Source organism: Kitasatospora sp. NPDC001683, from assembly GCF_053596495.1.
In genome coordinates this window covers 65,369-79,687 of sequence record NZ_JBSFGK010000004.1, presented here as the reverse complement: position 1 = coordinate 79,687, position 14,319 = coordinate 65,369, and the positions used below count along the sequence as shown (strand labels likewise).

The following is a 14,319-nucleotide window of genomic DNA, read 5'->3' as shown; positions in this document are numbered from 1 at the left end:
CCACGAACGGACGATGACTGAGTATGCAGTGCTGGCTGATCGTCTCCGCAGGGTCAACCTTGAGGTCACCAACGAGCAGCGCAGAGAATGGTTCTTTGATCACCTCTGGTCGTGGGGAAAGGTCGATTCATGGTCGCTCCCGTTCGCGATGGGAATGATCAGTAGATTTCTCAAGGAGGCCAAGGCCAATGGGTACCCCAAGAAGCCTAAGCCGAGACCCAAGCGATACCGGATTGTCCGGGGAGTCCTTGGCCAGGTATTGGAAGAGATTCAGGACGACGAGCCTGAGTAAGCCGCCACCGGGTCCATATTTTGAATGCCGTACGCGGTCGATGGAACCCACCCCCGGTGGGTCCTCTCTCTTTCGAATCATGCATTACCCCCCATTGCATTTACCGTTCAGTTACCTAGAAGAAATGCAGTCGTGATGGCAGGTAGGGTGCTTCCTGGACTTCCGATGGGAGAATGGAGACGTTCGCCGGTCGGGCCGGTGGGCGGGGATGGCAGCCGTAAGAAGCAAGGCTCCGGCTGAACCACTGGAACTCACTCCACTAAGGAACGAACAAACCCATGCGCACGACTGTCTTGGTTCCCGTTGAGAAGGTTTTCTGTGATGCGCACATTGCCCGTGATGGCAGCGAGGAAGAGGCCACGGAGTCTCTGACCATTGCTGGTCACGCATGGGATCTGTGCTTGGAACACGGGGTTGTCTTCACTCGATACCTGATGGATGCGCTTGGTGTGCCTGGTCAGCCTGAGGCTGCGCCGGTTGCTGCTGAGCCGTCGGCGCCGGTGGTCGAGTACGACGACCAGGAGGACACCGGAGAGGACGACGCGACCGAGGCTGAGCCGGAGGTTCGCCCGTCCGTGATGGTGTCCGGGGAGATCCCTGGTTACGAGTGGTCGGATGCCAGGGACGCTGTTCGCAACCTTGGCTATGAGGTGGTCGGCAGGGCCGACGCCAACACTGCGCTGATCATCTGCGGTGAGGGTGCGGAGCGGGCAACTAAGAAGCTGCAAGACGCAGTTGAGTTCGGCATCCCGTGCTTCGACGCAACCAAGCCCGGAGCGTTCCGGGACGCCGTGTGCGCCGGAGAGTTCAAGAGCGGTGACCCTCTGCCCGAACCGGTGCGGAAGGACGCTCAGGCCGTCCGAGACGAGAAGGCCAGCGAGGCACAGGCCATCCGCGAGTGGGCCAAGGCCAACGGGGTGACCGTCCGGTCCAAGGGACGCATACCCGTCTCGGTTGTCGAGGCCTACCGGTCCGCTGCCCGGCAAGCGGCGTAACCGGCCCGTACGAACCTGGGGTGGCCGGGGTCGGCCCGGCCACCCGATCTCAACCAAACCCAGGAGAAGCGAAGTTGAGCACGATCACGCTGTACGGGCCCATCGGTCGGGCCGTTGAAGAGGTCAGCCCGTACGTTGAGTGCGACCCTGTCGGCATCTACGTTGCGGCTCTGAGCTTTTGGTCCGCAGCCATCGGCCAGACGGTGAAGGTGTCCAGTCGAGGCAACGCCCGCCCGGCCCTGGTCTGGAGCGCGTTGGTCGGTGGGACCGGCAAGGGGAAGGGCACGGCTCTGCGGGCCGCGCAGCACGTCATGAAGCCTGCTCTTGGCCGCTTCCTGGAGACGCACACCACCAGCGGCATCACGTCGGGGGCGTCGCTGGTCAACTACCTTGCTGAGCAGGTAGAGGCCACGGAGGAGACGGAGGCCGGGCGCGACGTTCGAGCCCTGGTCATTGAAGAAGAGTGGTCCGAGGTTCTGAGGCGAGTCCGGAGGGATGCGAGCTTCACCGCCAAGCTTCGGAGTGCCTGGGACGGGGCCCCGATCCGGAACACGACCAAGGCCGAGGCTCAGAGCGTGGAAGATCCGGCGGTCGTCTTCCACGCGCACATCACCCCCTCTGACTGGACCAAGTACATCGGCCCGACTGAGGCGGCCGGAGGCAGCTACAACCGGATCATGCCGTTCGCTCTGGGGTCCGTGCCGATGCTGGATGACGACCGTGCCACCCTGCCGGAGGTGAACGGGTGGGATCTGACTCAGGCCTACTACTGGGCTGCCGACGGCAGGCGTGTGATCAGCCTCGGAGATGACGCCCGGCCGCTCTGGAGGACCGTGAGGCGGTACGCCAGGATCATTGCTGAGAGCCTGCCGGAGGCCCAGGCCGTGTACGTCGAGCGGACGGCCGAACAAACGATCCGGGTAGCGGCGTGCCTGGCAGCCTCGGAACAGTCTGAGGTGATCGACCGTGCTTGCCTGTCCGCAGCGTTCTCCCTGGTGCGCTACAGCGTCCGCTGCGCGGTGAGCATCACGGGTGGTGCGGCGGGGGCGCTCAAGCCTGCCCGCCGCGTGCCGACGCTGGCGGAGAAGGTCCGAGCCCGGATCGAGATGCACGGGGGTAAAGCGAAGTCGTCCGAGCTGTTGCCGTACGTTGGTGCCTCGGCGGATGAGGTCAAGGCACTCCCGGGGGTGAAGGTCACTCTCGACCGCTCCGGCCTTGGGCGCCCGGCCACGGTCTACACCCTTGCTGAGGATGAGGCCGGTCACTCTCCGCGCAGCCGGCGAGTAGTCCAGCGTGACGAACGCCCGGCCACCGTGGTCCGCATGGACACCTACCGCCCGGCCAAGACCACGCCCCCGATTCCCGCGCCTACTCCCGCTCCCCGACGTGAACCGGCATCCTCCGGGAACCCGTTCCTCGCGCTCCTCTGAACGCTCGAATCAAAGCAAGCCGCCCCGGTCTTCTCGGCCGGGGCGGTTCTTTCATTTGCTCAGACGGTGCCGAACTGAACGTTGATGCCCCGGCCGTCCGCTCCGGGGGGAACGACGGACGGCCGGGGCGGTCGAGGGCGGACTACTCGCCGGGGTCGGGGCCCGTGTAGGCCGGTGAACGGAAGATGCGGCGGAACGCGCCGCGCCCGTGGTGCTGGTCGAGCCAACCGGTCAGGCCGGACAGGTCACCGCTGATCATCGCGGCGACTATGAGCCCGTGCAGCGTCTCGGCGCCCGCCCCGCCCATCTCGGTGAGGAAGCGCGAATACCGCGCCCCGACTCCGTGTTCGTATCCGGCCATCGCCAGGTGGAAGCGGGTGGCAATGCCGGGTTCGGCGTGGTCGAAGTCGGACGGCTCCAGCCGTCCCGTGGTGTCGCGGAACGCCAGCCGATCGGGCGGTGCGATCCGCTCGGCCAGGCCGAGGCCATCGGCCACCGTGGCGGCGATCGTCCGGGCCTCCCTGTCCGTCGCCCCCTCCATTACGATGCCCAGGTTGCGGGTCGATGCGGCGTCGTCCTTGTCCCTCGCCGAGTACGTACGCCCTTGGGAATCACGCCAGTTGATCCCGTACCGGCTCCGGATCGCCTGCCCGCCGTGGAGTCGGTATTCCCGGAACGACCCCCAATGCAGCGCATCATGCGCGTAGCTTCGGAGCAGGTCGAGCGCCACTAGTTCCGGCGACGCCAACCGGGGATCGTTCAGCCGCCCATACCGGGTGATCACGGATGCGAGTTGCACGTGCCGGTAACCCTGGTTGGGGTGGTGGAAGCCGCCGAAGGCGTCAGGCTGGGTCGAGCGCACCCCGACCCACACCCGATCGATCGGCAACAGCTGGCGCAACCCCAACTCCCGGTAGCGGTCGGCCAGTAGAGCCGCCCCGCGCCGGAACACCTCCCGCGCCGGCTCGTCCGCCCAGGTGTCCACCACCCAGTTCAAGAGCGAGAAGGTCACGTGCGGGTGTGCCTGGTCCAGGGCGGCCGTCGACCGCCGTCCGGCCAGCAGATGTGCCAGCTCGGCGCGCTCGGCCGGGTCTCCGGCCAGGTGCTCGTTCGGCCCCAGGTAGGAGGGGGTGAGCGAGCGACCGAGGGTCAGGACCGCCGACGAGCGATCAGCTCCCGGTGTGACTCCTGCATTCCTTCGGGGAGATTGTCCGGTGAGAACCATCGAGCCTCCAAGATCTCAAACGAAGCGACCTTGATCCGTCCACTGACGTAGAGCGCCTCGTAGGCGACTTCGACGCGCAGCTTGTATCCGCTCTTCAGGTGAGCCAGCTCGCACACCTTCACCGTGAGCCCGGTCTCCTCCCCGACCTCACGCACGATCGTGTCCTCGAACGTCTCCTTCGCGTTCGCGTAGCCGGTCGGCAGACCCCACTGCCGACCCTCCGGCCACAGCCGGTGCTTGAGGAGCAACACCCGGCCTTCCTCATCGCGGACGATGCCCGTAACCCCGACCATGAACTTCGAGTGCCACAGCCACAGAACGCGCCATTGCATCGGCCCCCGGATGATCCGCCAGAGCTTCGCAACGATCTTCCTCATGGGTTCGCCCCTTCATTGGTTGGGCCACTCCCGCGTGCTGCTTGCGCGGTCGGCCCACGATCCCTCACCCCACCCCACCGACACCAAATCCCGTGATCATCAGATCAATTGGGGCGGCGTCAGTGCTGGTGTCGGTCGCTCCGTCACAGCCGGCCGACGGACCAACCAACCCAGAGGGCCAGGACGACGACCACAGCCGACAGCGAAACGCGCCAGGCCCACACCAGCCGCGCGCACGGACGGCCGTCACGCCAGAGGCTCGCCTCGCGGTACTCGTCTTGCTGCTCAGCGGCCAGAGCCTCACCGATGCTGCTCACCCGCGCGAGGCCTGCCAATCAAAGAAACCGCCCGGAGCGTCGTCCGGCGGAATGAGGTCCGCCTGCTGAACGACTCGCTCGACCCCGCCACGCAACGGCCGGACGTACAGGCCGAACTTGCGGATCTCCATGATCTCGACGGCGGCGCCGCTGCGGCGCACGTAGACCTGCTGGCCCTCTTCCGGCTTCCACTGCTCCGCCACGGTCACCCCCACAAGCTGATCCGGGTGGTCAGCATGTCGACGGGCACCTGACGCGGCGGGGCGTCCGGCTCGAACAGGGGCCGGACCAAGGCTTTGCCGTCCTCGGCCCCCACCATCTCCACCAGGTGCCCGGTAGTCAGGTCTTTCCGGATCGGGTTGTTGTTGATCCGCTCCATGAGCTCCGCGTGGGTGCGGCGACGCTTCGGCGGATGGCTCGTGTCGTGCTGCTGGGCGTTCACCACGGACATGCCTGGGCTCCCTCACGCTCGGCTACTGATCGGTGCTTCGAAGGTAGGGAGCGAGGACAAGCCGTCTCAAGAAAGTTGCGAGTAGTTGCGTCCCGTTCAGCCCAACGCGCCTATGGCGGCCGTGATCAGTCCCCGAGCTTCACGCCCGTAGACAGCATGTGCTTGCAAGTCAGCGAACGTCCGCACGTACTCGCGCACCTCGCCGGGCGTCGTCACGTTCACGGCAGCGGAGACTAGTTCGACCTGCACTCGTCGGTCGTCATAGACCCGGAAGGATTCAACGGGCCACATGCTGCGCTCAGCGGTGAACGGGATGATCCCCAGGCTGACGCGCGGCAGCGAGATGACGGCCAGTAGATGCCCGAGTTGGCCCGCCATGGCCTCCGCGTCCCCGAGGCGGTACCGCAGCACGGACTCTTCAACGACGAACGCGAAGCGGCGATCGCCGGTGTGGATCACCTTTGCCCGTTCCATCTTGGCCTCGATGGCCCGTTCCATGTCGTCGGGCGTCCGGCTTGCATCAGCGAAGCGGGACATGATCGCTCTCGCGTATGCCGAGGTCTGGAGAACTCCGGGGATCACGTCCGAGGTGTAGAAGCGAAACGCCTTGGTTTCCTCGTACAGCTTGGCGTACGAGTCCTGGAGACTGCGGAGACCGCCAGCCCGAAGCCTGCGCCACTCCACGTACATGGACTCGACGGCTCTGGACGCGGAGATCAGGTCGTCTACCTGATCTGTGGCGTCGCACGCGGCGCACCATGCCCTGATGTCAGCTTCAGACGGGGCTGCCTGTCCATCCTGGATGCGCGAGGTCTTAGAAGGGTGCCAACCGCACCGGACAGACAGCTCACGCCCATTGATCCCCGCGTCCTTGCGAATGCCCTTGAGTCGATCTGCGAGCGCCTTCCGGGCTGCCTGAGCGCTAGTGGACGGGGGTGATGACGACATGAACTGACTGTCCGGTGTTCGTAGCTGCGAGGGTCAGACGTGGTACTTCTCGTGCGGGATGCCACGATCCCAGACCGCTTCGAAGGCGTCTACGCACAGCTTCGCAACGGCCGGCTCGGTTCGGAGTTCCTTCGGAGGCTCGGCCCAGTCCCCGTCACCGGTGAAGTGATTGAAGACGACCGTCTCTCCGTCGAAGACCCAGAAGTCGTTACCCGGAAGCGCCAGATCCGATGCCAGACGCCTCGGCAACCACCGGACCTGTTCCCCGGAGGCGAGATTGACGATGGTGCCGCCATGCTCGTAGCGGATGTACTCGGTCACGGGCTCCGACACGATTCGGGCCCGGCGGATCACTACGCCACGAGCAACGGTCGCCCTGATCTGTTCGACCCAAGGCCGCCAGTAGTCCGAGTTCGGGTCGTTGTCCCGCTCGCCCGTCTGCTGCCAGCGCCGGAAGCCGGACGACTCGCCGCCAACGCTGTAGGAGTCCCGCATCTCCAGGTGTACCGCTGATCGTTGCGCCCTGGCCAACAGGTCGTCAAAGCTCGGCACCACCAGCTGCCCTGCGTTCTGCGACATCGCACGCCTTCCTAATGATCGGCACCATGCGTGCCGGAATCCGGATGACTGACTCATGAGCAGGAATTCCCGCCGAGTGGTCCGGGGCCCAGCTCTGGCCGCCCACCTCGGCGGCAAGCAAGGCATCTGCTGTCTCGCCCTGGAAGACCAGATCCGCCGTCTCCTCCTCGACCCACACCGTGGGAGAGCCGTCCTTCTCGGTGTTGGGATCAATCCCGATGAACTCTAGGCTCACAACTACCTCCTGTGTCGAGTCCGTTGCAGGTACTTGCGCGGGGTCACCACTACCCAGGGGCAGGTGCCGCAACACTCCGCAGCCATGGGTGGAGGAGGCGCCGGGCCGGGCAAGCTGCTCCGGGGGTGATCAGTAGCTCGCCAATCGGGCGCATGTCCGCATAGATCCAAAGGTGCAGGGGAGGGAACATCACGGGTTCGAGACGGCGAGTCCGTTCACTCCCGTTGATCAGGTAAGCCCAGTAGCATCGCGAGCGAGGCGATGGCGAAGGTGGTGGCCAGCGGTGACACGGCAGGACCGGTACGGCACGGTGGCGCCGGTGCGGCGGGTGGTAGCCTGATGGGCAAAGACAGTATTCGACGGGTCGGTCCGTTGAACAGCACTCCGGCGCGGAACGCGCCGAGCAGCAGCGGTCATGCCGCTGTACCCGGGCAGGCCGGTTCTCCACAGCTGCCCGTACCGGCGGCCCCGCCGGGCACCGGCACCGCGGGACCGGCCCGCGGCGCCCAACCCGACGCCGAGGCCAGGCCCTGGGGCGCCGGGGACCCGGGCTCGATCTACGACTACATCCGGGTCGCCACCTTCGCGATCGGCCCCGACGGGCGGATCAGCCAGTGGAGCGAGCGGGCCGCCGAGTTCTTCGGCGTCCCCGCCGCCGAGGCCGTCGGCGCCGACCCGATCACCACCTTCGTGCCCCGCGAGCTCTGGCAGCGCGGCCGCGCCCGGCTCGAGCGCACCCTGGCCGGCGAGGAGTGGGTCGGAACCACCCCGTACCGGGACGCCGGCGGCGGCGAGGGCCTCGCCGAGCTCTACCTGATGCCCGACAGCGCCCTGCCCACCGCGGGCGCCACCTGCCTGGCCGTCGACCTCGGCCGACTGCGCCGGATCGAGACCGACCTCGCCGCCTCCGAGGCCGTTTTCGGCCAGACCCCCACCGGCTTCGTGCTCTTCGACGACCGGCTGCGGCTGCAGCGGGTCAACGACGCCTTCGCCGCCGGCATGGGCCTGGTCCCCACCGACCTCGAGGGCCTCACCCCGCACGACCTCTTCCCGCCCTCCGAGGCCGACCGGCTCACCGCCGCCCTGCGCAAGGTCCTCGCCACCGGCGAGCCCGTCTTCGACCTGCGCTTCCACGGCGTCGTCCCGACCCGCGACGGCAACCGGCTGTGGGCCGTCTCGCTGTACCGGCTCAACAGCTCGGCCGGGCAGCCGATGGGCGTGGCCGGGCAGGTCTCCGACGTCACCAGCCGCCACGTCGCCGAGCGCGAGGCCGACGGCGTGCGCCGCAACCTCGCCCTGCTCAACGAGGCCAGCGCGCACATCGGCTCCACCCTCGACCTGGAGACCACCGCCAAGGAGCTCCTCGACGTCGTCGTCCCGCCGTTCTGCGACCTCGCCACCGTCGACCTGTACACCGCGCTGCTCTCCGGCGAGACCGTCCCCAGCGCCGGCCGGCTCGGCGACACCGTGCTCACCGACGGCAGCGGCGAACTGCGCCGGGTCGCCGTCTCCAGCGTGCTCGGCGGCGCCTCCTCGGTGCTCGGCTCGGTCACCGGCCTGCCGATCGCCGAGGCCGGCGGCACCCTCTGTTACCCCCGCCGCTCCCCGCACGCCCGGGCGCTGCGCACCGGCCGCAGCGTCGTCCCGGAGCCCGGCCGCGACCCGCTGCTGCGCTCCACCCTGATCGTCCCGCTGGTCGCCCGCGACCAGGTGCTCGGCCTGGTCCAGCTCTCCCGGGCGATCGGCAGCGAACCCTTCGACGCCCGCGACGTGGCGATCGCCGAGGAACTGGTCGCCCGCGCCGCCGTCTGCATCGACAACGCCCGGCTCTACCGCCGCGAGCACGAGCGGGCGCTGATCCTCCAGCGCAGCCTGCTGCCCCCGGGCAACCCGGCCGCCAGCGGCCTGGAGATCGCCTGCCGCTACCTGCCCAGCAACAACAACACCGAGGTCGGCGGCGACTGGTTCGACGTCATCCCGCTGCCCGGCAACCGCACCGCGCTGGTCATCGGCGACGTGATGGGCCGCGGCCTGCGCGCCGCCGTCGCCATGGGCCAGCTGCGCACCGCGGTGCGGACCCTGGCGATGCTCGACCTCGACCCGGCCGAGGTGCTCGGCGCGCTGGACGAGATCGCCCGCGGCCTCGGCGACGACTCCGTCCCGGCCGGCCCGCCCGCCCCGTACGGCCGGCTCACCTCGACGGCCGACGAGGAGGCCCGCGAGGTCTACCTGGCCACCTGCGTCTACGCCGTCTACGACGCCGTCACCCGCCGTTGCGTGTTCGCCAACGCCGGCCACCTGCCGCCCGTCCTGCTCAGCCCCGGCGAGCCCGCCCGGATGCTCGACGTGCCGCCCGGCCTGCCGCTCGGCGTCGGCGGCGAGCCCTTCGAGGAGGTCGAACTGACCCTCCCGGACGGCGCCGTGCTCGGCCTCTACACCGACGGCCTGGTGGAGAGCCGCAAGCACCAACTGGACGAGGGCCTGCGCGCCTTCCGGGCCGCGCTCGCCGACCGGGGCAAGGGCCTGGAGGACCTCTGCGACCACGTCCTCGGCGAGCTCGACCCGCACCACGGTGAGGACGACATCGCGCTGCTGATGGCCAAGGTGCACGCCTTCCCCGAGGACGCCGTCGGCAACTGGTTCCTGCCGCCCGAGCCCACGTCCGTCGCCAAAGCCCGTGAGCTGGCCTGCAGCTGGCTGCTGTCCCGGGGCCTGGAGGAACTGGTCGACACCACCGAGCTGCTGGTCAGCGAGCTGGTCACGAACGCGCTCAAGCACGGACGGGGCGAGATCCGGCTGCGGCTGCTGCGCGAGCGCAGCATGGTCTGCGAGGTCTGGGACGACGGCTACGCCCAGCCCCGGCAGCGGCGCGCCCAGGAGACCGACGAGGGCGGGCGCGGCCTGCAGCTGGTCAGCCTGCTGGCCGAGCGCTGGGGCAGCCGGCGCACGCCCAAGGGCAAGATCGTCTGGTTCGAGCTGGCGCTGTAGCCGGGCACTGGGCCGTCCGGGTGCAGTCGCCCGGCGGTCCGCCGTGTCGACGCGGCCCGGGCCGGGCGGGCGGCGTTCCATGGCGACCATGCGTGTCCGTCAGCTCACCGCCGCAGCCGTGGCGCTGCTGCTCGCCGCCGGTCTCGGCGGCTGCTCCGACGACCGGGACCCGGTCCGTGGCCCCGAGCCCGCCCCGGCCCCGGCCTCGGCCTCGGCCGACCCCACCGCCACCACCGGGGACGTCCGCCCCGCCGACCGCGACGCCGTCGAGAACGGCGGCACGCTGCGCTGGGCGCTGGACGGCGTCCCGGCCACGCTGAACGTCTACCAGAGCGCCGCCACCGCCGACTCGGCGCTGCTCGCGCACGCGCTGTACCCCTCGCTGTTCCGGCCCGACGAGCACGGGCGGCTCGCCCCCGACCCGGACTACCTGACCGGCGCCGAGTGCACCCCGCCCGGGCAGCAGCCGCAGGTGGTCACCTACCGGCTCAACCCGCACGCCGTCTGGAGCGACGGCACCCCGCTGTCGGCCGCCGACCTCACCGCCCAGCGGACCGCCCTGTCCGGGCAGGACCCGGCCTACCGGGGCGGGCACCCGGCCGGGTACGACGCCATCGAGTCGATCACCCAGGGCACCGACCCGCACGAGGTGAAGGTGACCTTCCGGCGGCCGTACGCCGAGTGGCGCGCGCTGTTCGGGCCGCTCTACCCGGCCGCCGAGACCTCCACGGCTGCGGCCTTCAACCGGGAGCTCACCGGCGTCGGCCACCTGAGCGCCGGGCCGTACACCCTCTCCAGCTACGACGCGAAGGGTGGACGGGTCACCGTGGTGAGCAACCGGCTCTGGTGGGGGGACCTGCCGAAGACCGACCGGATCGACTTCCTGGCCGTGCCGCCCGAGCAGCGGTTGGACGCGCTGGGCCAGGAGCGGCTGGACATCGCCCCGCTCACCGCGGCGGTGGACCGGGCGGTGCCGCCCGCCGCCACGGCCGGCGCCTCGGGGTCCGCCACCGCCGGCGCCTCGGGCTCCGCCGCCCCGGCTGCCGCCCCGCCCGCCCCGCCCGGCGCCCCGCCTGCCGCCGCGCCCGAGGCGGCCGCGCAGGTGTTGCGGCGGGCCGAGTCGCTGCCCGGGATCACCGTGCACCGGGCGGCCGCCGCCTCGCTCACCCAGCTCACCCTCAACGCGGCCCGCGGCCCACTCGCCGACGCGGCGGTCCGGCGGGCGGTGGGCCGGGCGGTCGACCGGCGGCGGATCGCCGAGGCCGCGCTCGCCCCGCTGGGGCTGCCCGGCGCCCCGCTCGGCAGCCACCTGCTCGCCGGGGACCAGGAGGGCTACCGCGACGACAGCGCCGCGGCCGGACCGGCCGACGCCGCGCAGCTGCTGGACGGGGCCGGCTGGAAGCGGCCGGACGGTGGCACCCGGACCAAGGACGGCAAGGAGCTCGCCCTCACCCTGCTCGTACCGGCCGGCTCCGCGACCGCCAAGCGCACCGCCGACGCGCTCACCGCCGACCTCGCCGAGTCCGGCATCGCGGTGAAGCCGCGGACCGCGCCCGCCGAGACCTACGTCCAGGAGCACCTGGCCGTCGGGGACTTCGACCTCGCGCTGTTCTCCTGGCCGGCCGGTCCCAGCCCGGCCGCCGAGCAGCGCGCCGCGTACGCCAAGCCCCGGCCGGACGCGGAGGGCGCGCTCGAACCGGGCGGCAACTACGGCCGCAGCGGCACCGAGGAGATCGACCGGCTGTTCGACCGGGCGGCCGCCGAACTCGACCCGGTGGCCCGCCTGGACCTGCTGCAGGAGGCGGACGTACGGATCTGGCAGCTGGGGCACTCGGTGCCGCTGTACCAGCGGCCGGAGCTGGTCGCGGTGCGGACCGGGGTGGCCGGGGTCGGGGTGTGGGGCTTCGGGTGGCCGCGCTTCCAGGACGTGGGCTGGAGCCGCTAGGGCCGGAGCGGATCACCGGCGCAAGGGTGGCGGAGCGCGACGGCGGGGTGAGGAGCGGGTGATCCACCTGTGATCTTGGTCCCGCCCGAGCTGCTCGTTTCCGCCCCTTTGGGCGCTTCCCCGTACCATAGGGAAAAGCCGAGGCATGTCCAGATGCCCGGCGGGTGGACCGGTAGTAGCAGGCGGAACGGGTGGCGGCGGCCGAAGGGGCCGCAAGTGCGCGTCTCGCGGCCGGGCCCGCCGTAACCCACGATTCCGGGAGAATCCGCTAGGCATGCCCACGCGCAACGACATCCGTAACGTCGCCATCGTCGCCCACGTCGACCACGGCAAGACCACGCTGGTCGACGCCATGCTGAAGCAGGCCGGCGCCTTCGCCGCCCACCAGCAGCTCGACGACCGCATGATGGACTCGAACGACCTGGAGCGCGAGAAGGGCATCACCATTCTCGCGAAGAACACCGCGGTCAAGTACCACCCGAAGGACGGCGGCGCGCCGATCACCATCAACATCATCGACACCCCGGGCCACGCCGACTTCGGTGGCGAGGTCGAGCGCGGTCTGTCGATGGTGGACGCGGTCGTCCTGCTGGTCGACGCCTCCGAGGGCCCGCTGCCGCAGACCCGCTTCGTGCTGCGCAAGGCGCTCGCGGCCCGGCTGCCCGTCATCCTGTGCATCAACAAGACCGACCGTCCGGACTCCCGGATCGACGAGGTCATCAACGAGACCTACGACCTGTTCCTGGACCTGGACGCGGACGAGGACCAGATCGAGTTCCCGATCGTCTACGCCTGCGCCCGTGACGGCGTCGCCTCGCTGACCAAGCCGGAGAACGGCACCGTTCCCGCGGACAGCACCAACCTGGAGCCGTTCTTCTCCACCCTGCTGGAGCACGTCCCGGCCCCCAGCTACGACGAGGACGCGCCGCTCCAGGCCCACGTCACCAACCTGGACGCCGACAACTTCCTCGGCCGCATCGCGCTGCTGCGCGTCGAGCAGGGCGAGCTGCGCAAGGGCCAGACCGTGGCCTGGATCAAGCGCGACGGCTCGATCCAGAACGTCCGCATCTCCGAGCTGCTGATGACCGAGGCGCTCACCCGCAAGCCGGCCGAGGTGGCCGGCCCGGGTGACATCTGCGCCGTCGCCGGCATCTCCGACATCATGATCGGCGAGACCCTGGCCGACACCGAGAACCCGATCGCACTGCCGCTGATCACGGTGGACGAGCCGGCCATCTCGATGACCATCGGCACCAACACCTCGCCGCTGGTCGGCCGCGGCGGCAGCGGCAAGGGCGCGGACGCCAAGTCCGGCGTCAAGGTGGACCGCAAGGTCACCGCCCGCCAGGTGAAGGACCGCCTGGACCGCGAGCTGATCGGTAACGTCTCGCTGCGCGTGCTGGACACCGAGCGTCCGGACGCCTGGGAGGTGCAGGGCCGCGGTGAGCTGGCGCTGGCCATCCTGATCGAGACCATGCGCCGCGAGGGCTTCGAGCTGACCGTCGGCAAGCCTCAGGTGGTCACCAAGGAGGTCAACGGCAAGGTCCACGAGCCGGTCGAGCGCCTCACCGTGGACGTGCCGGAGGAGCACATGGGTGCCGTCACCCAGCTCATGGGCGTCCGCAAGGGCCGGATGGACAACATGTCCAACCACGGCTCGGGCTGGGTCCGGATGGAGTTCGTCGTGCCGTCCCGCGGCCTGATCGGCTTCCGCACCGAGTTCCTCACCAGCACCCGCGGCACCGGCATCGCCCACTCGATCCACGAGGGCCACGAGCCGTGGTTCGGCCCCCTGACCACCCGCAACAACGGTTCGCTGGTCGCCGACCGGGCCGGTGTGGTCACCGCCTTCGCGATGACCAACCTGCAGGAGCGCGGCGTGCTCTTCTGCGAGCCGGGCACCGAGGTGTACGAGGGCATGATCGTCGGCGAGAACTCGCGCTCCGACGACATGGACGTGAACATCACCAAGGAGAAGAAGCTCACCAACATGCGGTCCTCGACCGCCGACGTGGCCGAGTCGATCGTCCCGCCGCGCAAGCTCTCGCTGGAGCAGTCGCTGGAGTTCTGCCGCGAGGACGAGTGCATCGAGGTGACCCCGGAGACGGTTCGCATCCGTAAGGTCGTGCTGGACCAGAAGGACCGCGGACGCACTGCCTCGCGCGCCAAGAAGGCGTGATCCGGACGGCTTGAACGGCCTTTGGCCGGAATGCTTCGCCCCCCTTTCCGATGGAGAGGGGGGCGAACTTTTTCAACTACTCCAAGTTGTCGGGGCCGCTATTAACGGAATAGCGCTCATCACATCGAGGTGTCCGCTGAGCGGACGTGACAGTTCGTCATCCGTGACGACTGTCCGTTTGGTGCCTGTCTGGCTATGTCTCAAATGTCCGGTTTTCGAAACTTACCGACTGTTCATGTGACCTAATTGAGATCGTCACTGGTCACTTTCGTGTCCGTGCGTGACGGATAGTGGAGCCAGTCAGGCTCGGGTCAAGGGTTAACGCGCAGGGGTGCGCGCCGAAACCACGAGCGCGGAC

The 14,319-nt window shown here is 69.3% G+C and carries 13 protein-coding genes and 1 pseudogene; 6 read left to right on the top strand and 8 right to left on the bottom strand.

Translation table 11 applies throughout. The annotated features are described in order from the left end of the window. Positions 1–13 precede the first annotated feature (13 nt). The 3 genes from ACWCYO_RS03205 (at position 14) to ACWCYO_RS03195 (ending at position 2,717) form a co-directional block, all read left to right on the top strand. Positions 14–292 (top strand): hypothetical protein, encoded by a 279-nt coding sequence (locus ACWCYO_RS03205; protein WP_449783216.1) that lies wholly within the window; start codon positions 14–16, stop codon positions 290–292. Positions 293–570: 278 nt separating this feature from the next. Next, on the top strand, positions 571–1,287 hold the full coding sequence (locus ACWCYO_RS03200; RefSeq protein ID WP_449783172.1) for an Lsr2 family DNA-binding protein: 717 nt from the start codon (positions 571–573) through the stop codon (positions 1,285–1,287). 74 nt (positions 1,288–1,361) lie between these two features. Beyond that, complete coding sequence (locus tag ACWCYO_RS03195) at positions 1,362–2,717, top strand: DUF3987 domain-containing protein (RefSeq protein WP_449783171.1); 1,356 nt, start codon at positions 1,362–1,364, stop codon at positions 2,715–2,717. A gap of 142 nt (positions 2,718–2,859) precedes the next feature. Here the strand turns inward: ACWCYO_RS03195 and ACWCYO_RS03190 are convergent, their stop codons facing one another. The 8 genes and pseudogenes from ACWCYO_RS03190 to ACWCYO_RS03155 all read right to left on the bottom strand — a co-directional run bounded on the left by ACWCYO_RS03190 (position 2,860) and on the right by ACWCYO_RS03155 (position 6,849). Beyond that, complete coding sequence (locus ACWCYO_RS03190; protein ID WP_449783170.1) at positions 2,860–3,729, bottom strand: hypothetical protein; 870 nt, start codon at positions 3,727–3,729, stop codon at positions 2,860–2,862. A gap of 137 nt (positions 3,730–3,866) precedes the next feature. Next, a complete protein-coding gene (locus ACWCYO_RS03185) occupies positions 3,867–4,319 on the bottom strand; it encodes an NUDIX domain-containing protein (RefSeq protein ID WP_449783169.1) in 453 nt (150 codons plus the stop codon). Between the two features lie 313 nt (positions 4,320–4,632). Continuing rightward, the gene (locus tag ACWCYO_RS03180) at positions 4,633–4,845 is read right to left on the bottom strand and encodes a hypothetical protein (protein ID WP_449783168.1); all 213 of its coding nucleotides are present in this window, start codon (positions 4,843–4,845) and stop codon (positions 4,633–4,635) included. Then, positions 4,842–5,087, bottom strand: a complete 246-nt coding sequence (locus ACWCYO_RS03175; protein WP_449783167.1) for a hypothetical protein — start codon at positions 5,085–5,087, stop codon at positions 4,842–4,844. Before ACWCYO_RS03175 ends, ACWCYO_RS03180 begins: the two co-directional genes overlap by 4 nt. 96 nt (positions 5,088–5,183) lie before the next feature. Continuing rightward, entirely contained in the window at positions 5,184–5,777 is a 594-nt protein-coding gene (locus ACWCYO_RS03170) for a DUF5753 domain-containing protein (protein WP_449783214.1), read from the bottom strand. A 51-nt stretch (positions 5,778–5,828) separates the two neighbouring features. Then, positions 5,829–6,035, bottom strand: a pseudogene (locus ACWCYO_RS03165) (helix-turn-helix domain-containing protein); the annotation flags it as partial. A 33-nt stretch (positions 6,036–6,068) separates the two neighbouring features. Next, on the bottom strand, positions 6,069–6,614 hold the full coding sequence (locus tag ACWCYO_RS03160; protein WP_449783166.1) for a DUF6879 family protein: 546 nt from the start codon (positions 6,612–6,614) through the stop codon (positions 6,069–6,071). Then, positions 6,574–6,849 carry a hypothetical protein gene (locus ACWCYO_RS03155; protein WP_449783165.1) on the bottom strand — a complete coding sequence of 92 codons (276 nt, stop codon included), beginning with the start codon at positions 6,847–6,849 and terminating at the stop codon, positions 6,574–6,576. Before ACWCYO_RS03155 ends, ACWCYO_RS03160 begins: the two co-directional genes overlap by 41 nt. Positions 6,850–7,188: 339 nt before the next feature. Between ACWCYO_RS03155 and ACWCYO_RS03150 the strand changes: the two genes are divergently transcribed. The 3 genes from ACWCYO_RS03150 (at position 7,189) to typA (ending at position 13,961) form a co-directional block, all read left to right on the top strand. Further along, entirely contained in the window at positions 7,189–9,837 is a 2,649-nt protein-coding gene (locus ACWCYO_RS03150; RefSeq protein WP_449783164.1) for a SpoIIE family protein phosphatase, read from the top strand. An 88-nt stretch (positions 9,838–9,925) separates the two neighbouring features. After that, positions 9,926–11,782 (top strand): ABC transporter family substrate-binding protein, encoded by a 1,857-nt coding sequence (locus ACWCYO_RS03145; protein ID WP_449783163.1) that lies wholly within the window; start codon positions 9,926–9,928, stop codon positions 11,780–11,782. A 274-nt stretch (positions 11,783–12,056) separates the two neighbouring features. Then, the gene (gene typA, locus ACWCYO_RS03140; RefSeq protein ID WP_270144435.1) at positions 12,057–13,961 is read left to right on the top strand and encodes a translational GTPase TypA; all 1,905 of its coding nucleotides are present in this window, start codon (positions 12,057–12,059) and stop codon (positions 13,959–13,961) included. Positions 13,962–14,319 lie beyond the last annotated feature (358 nt).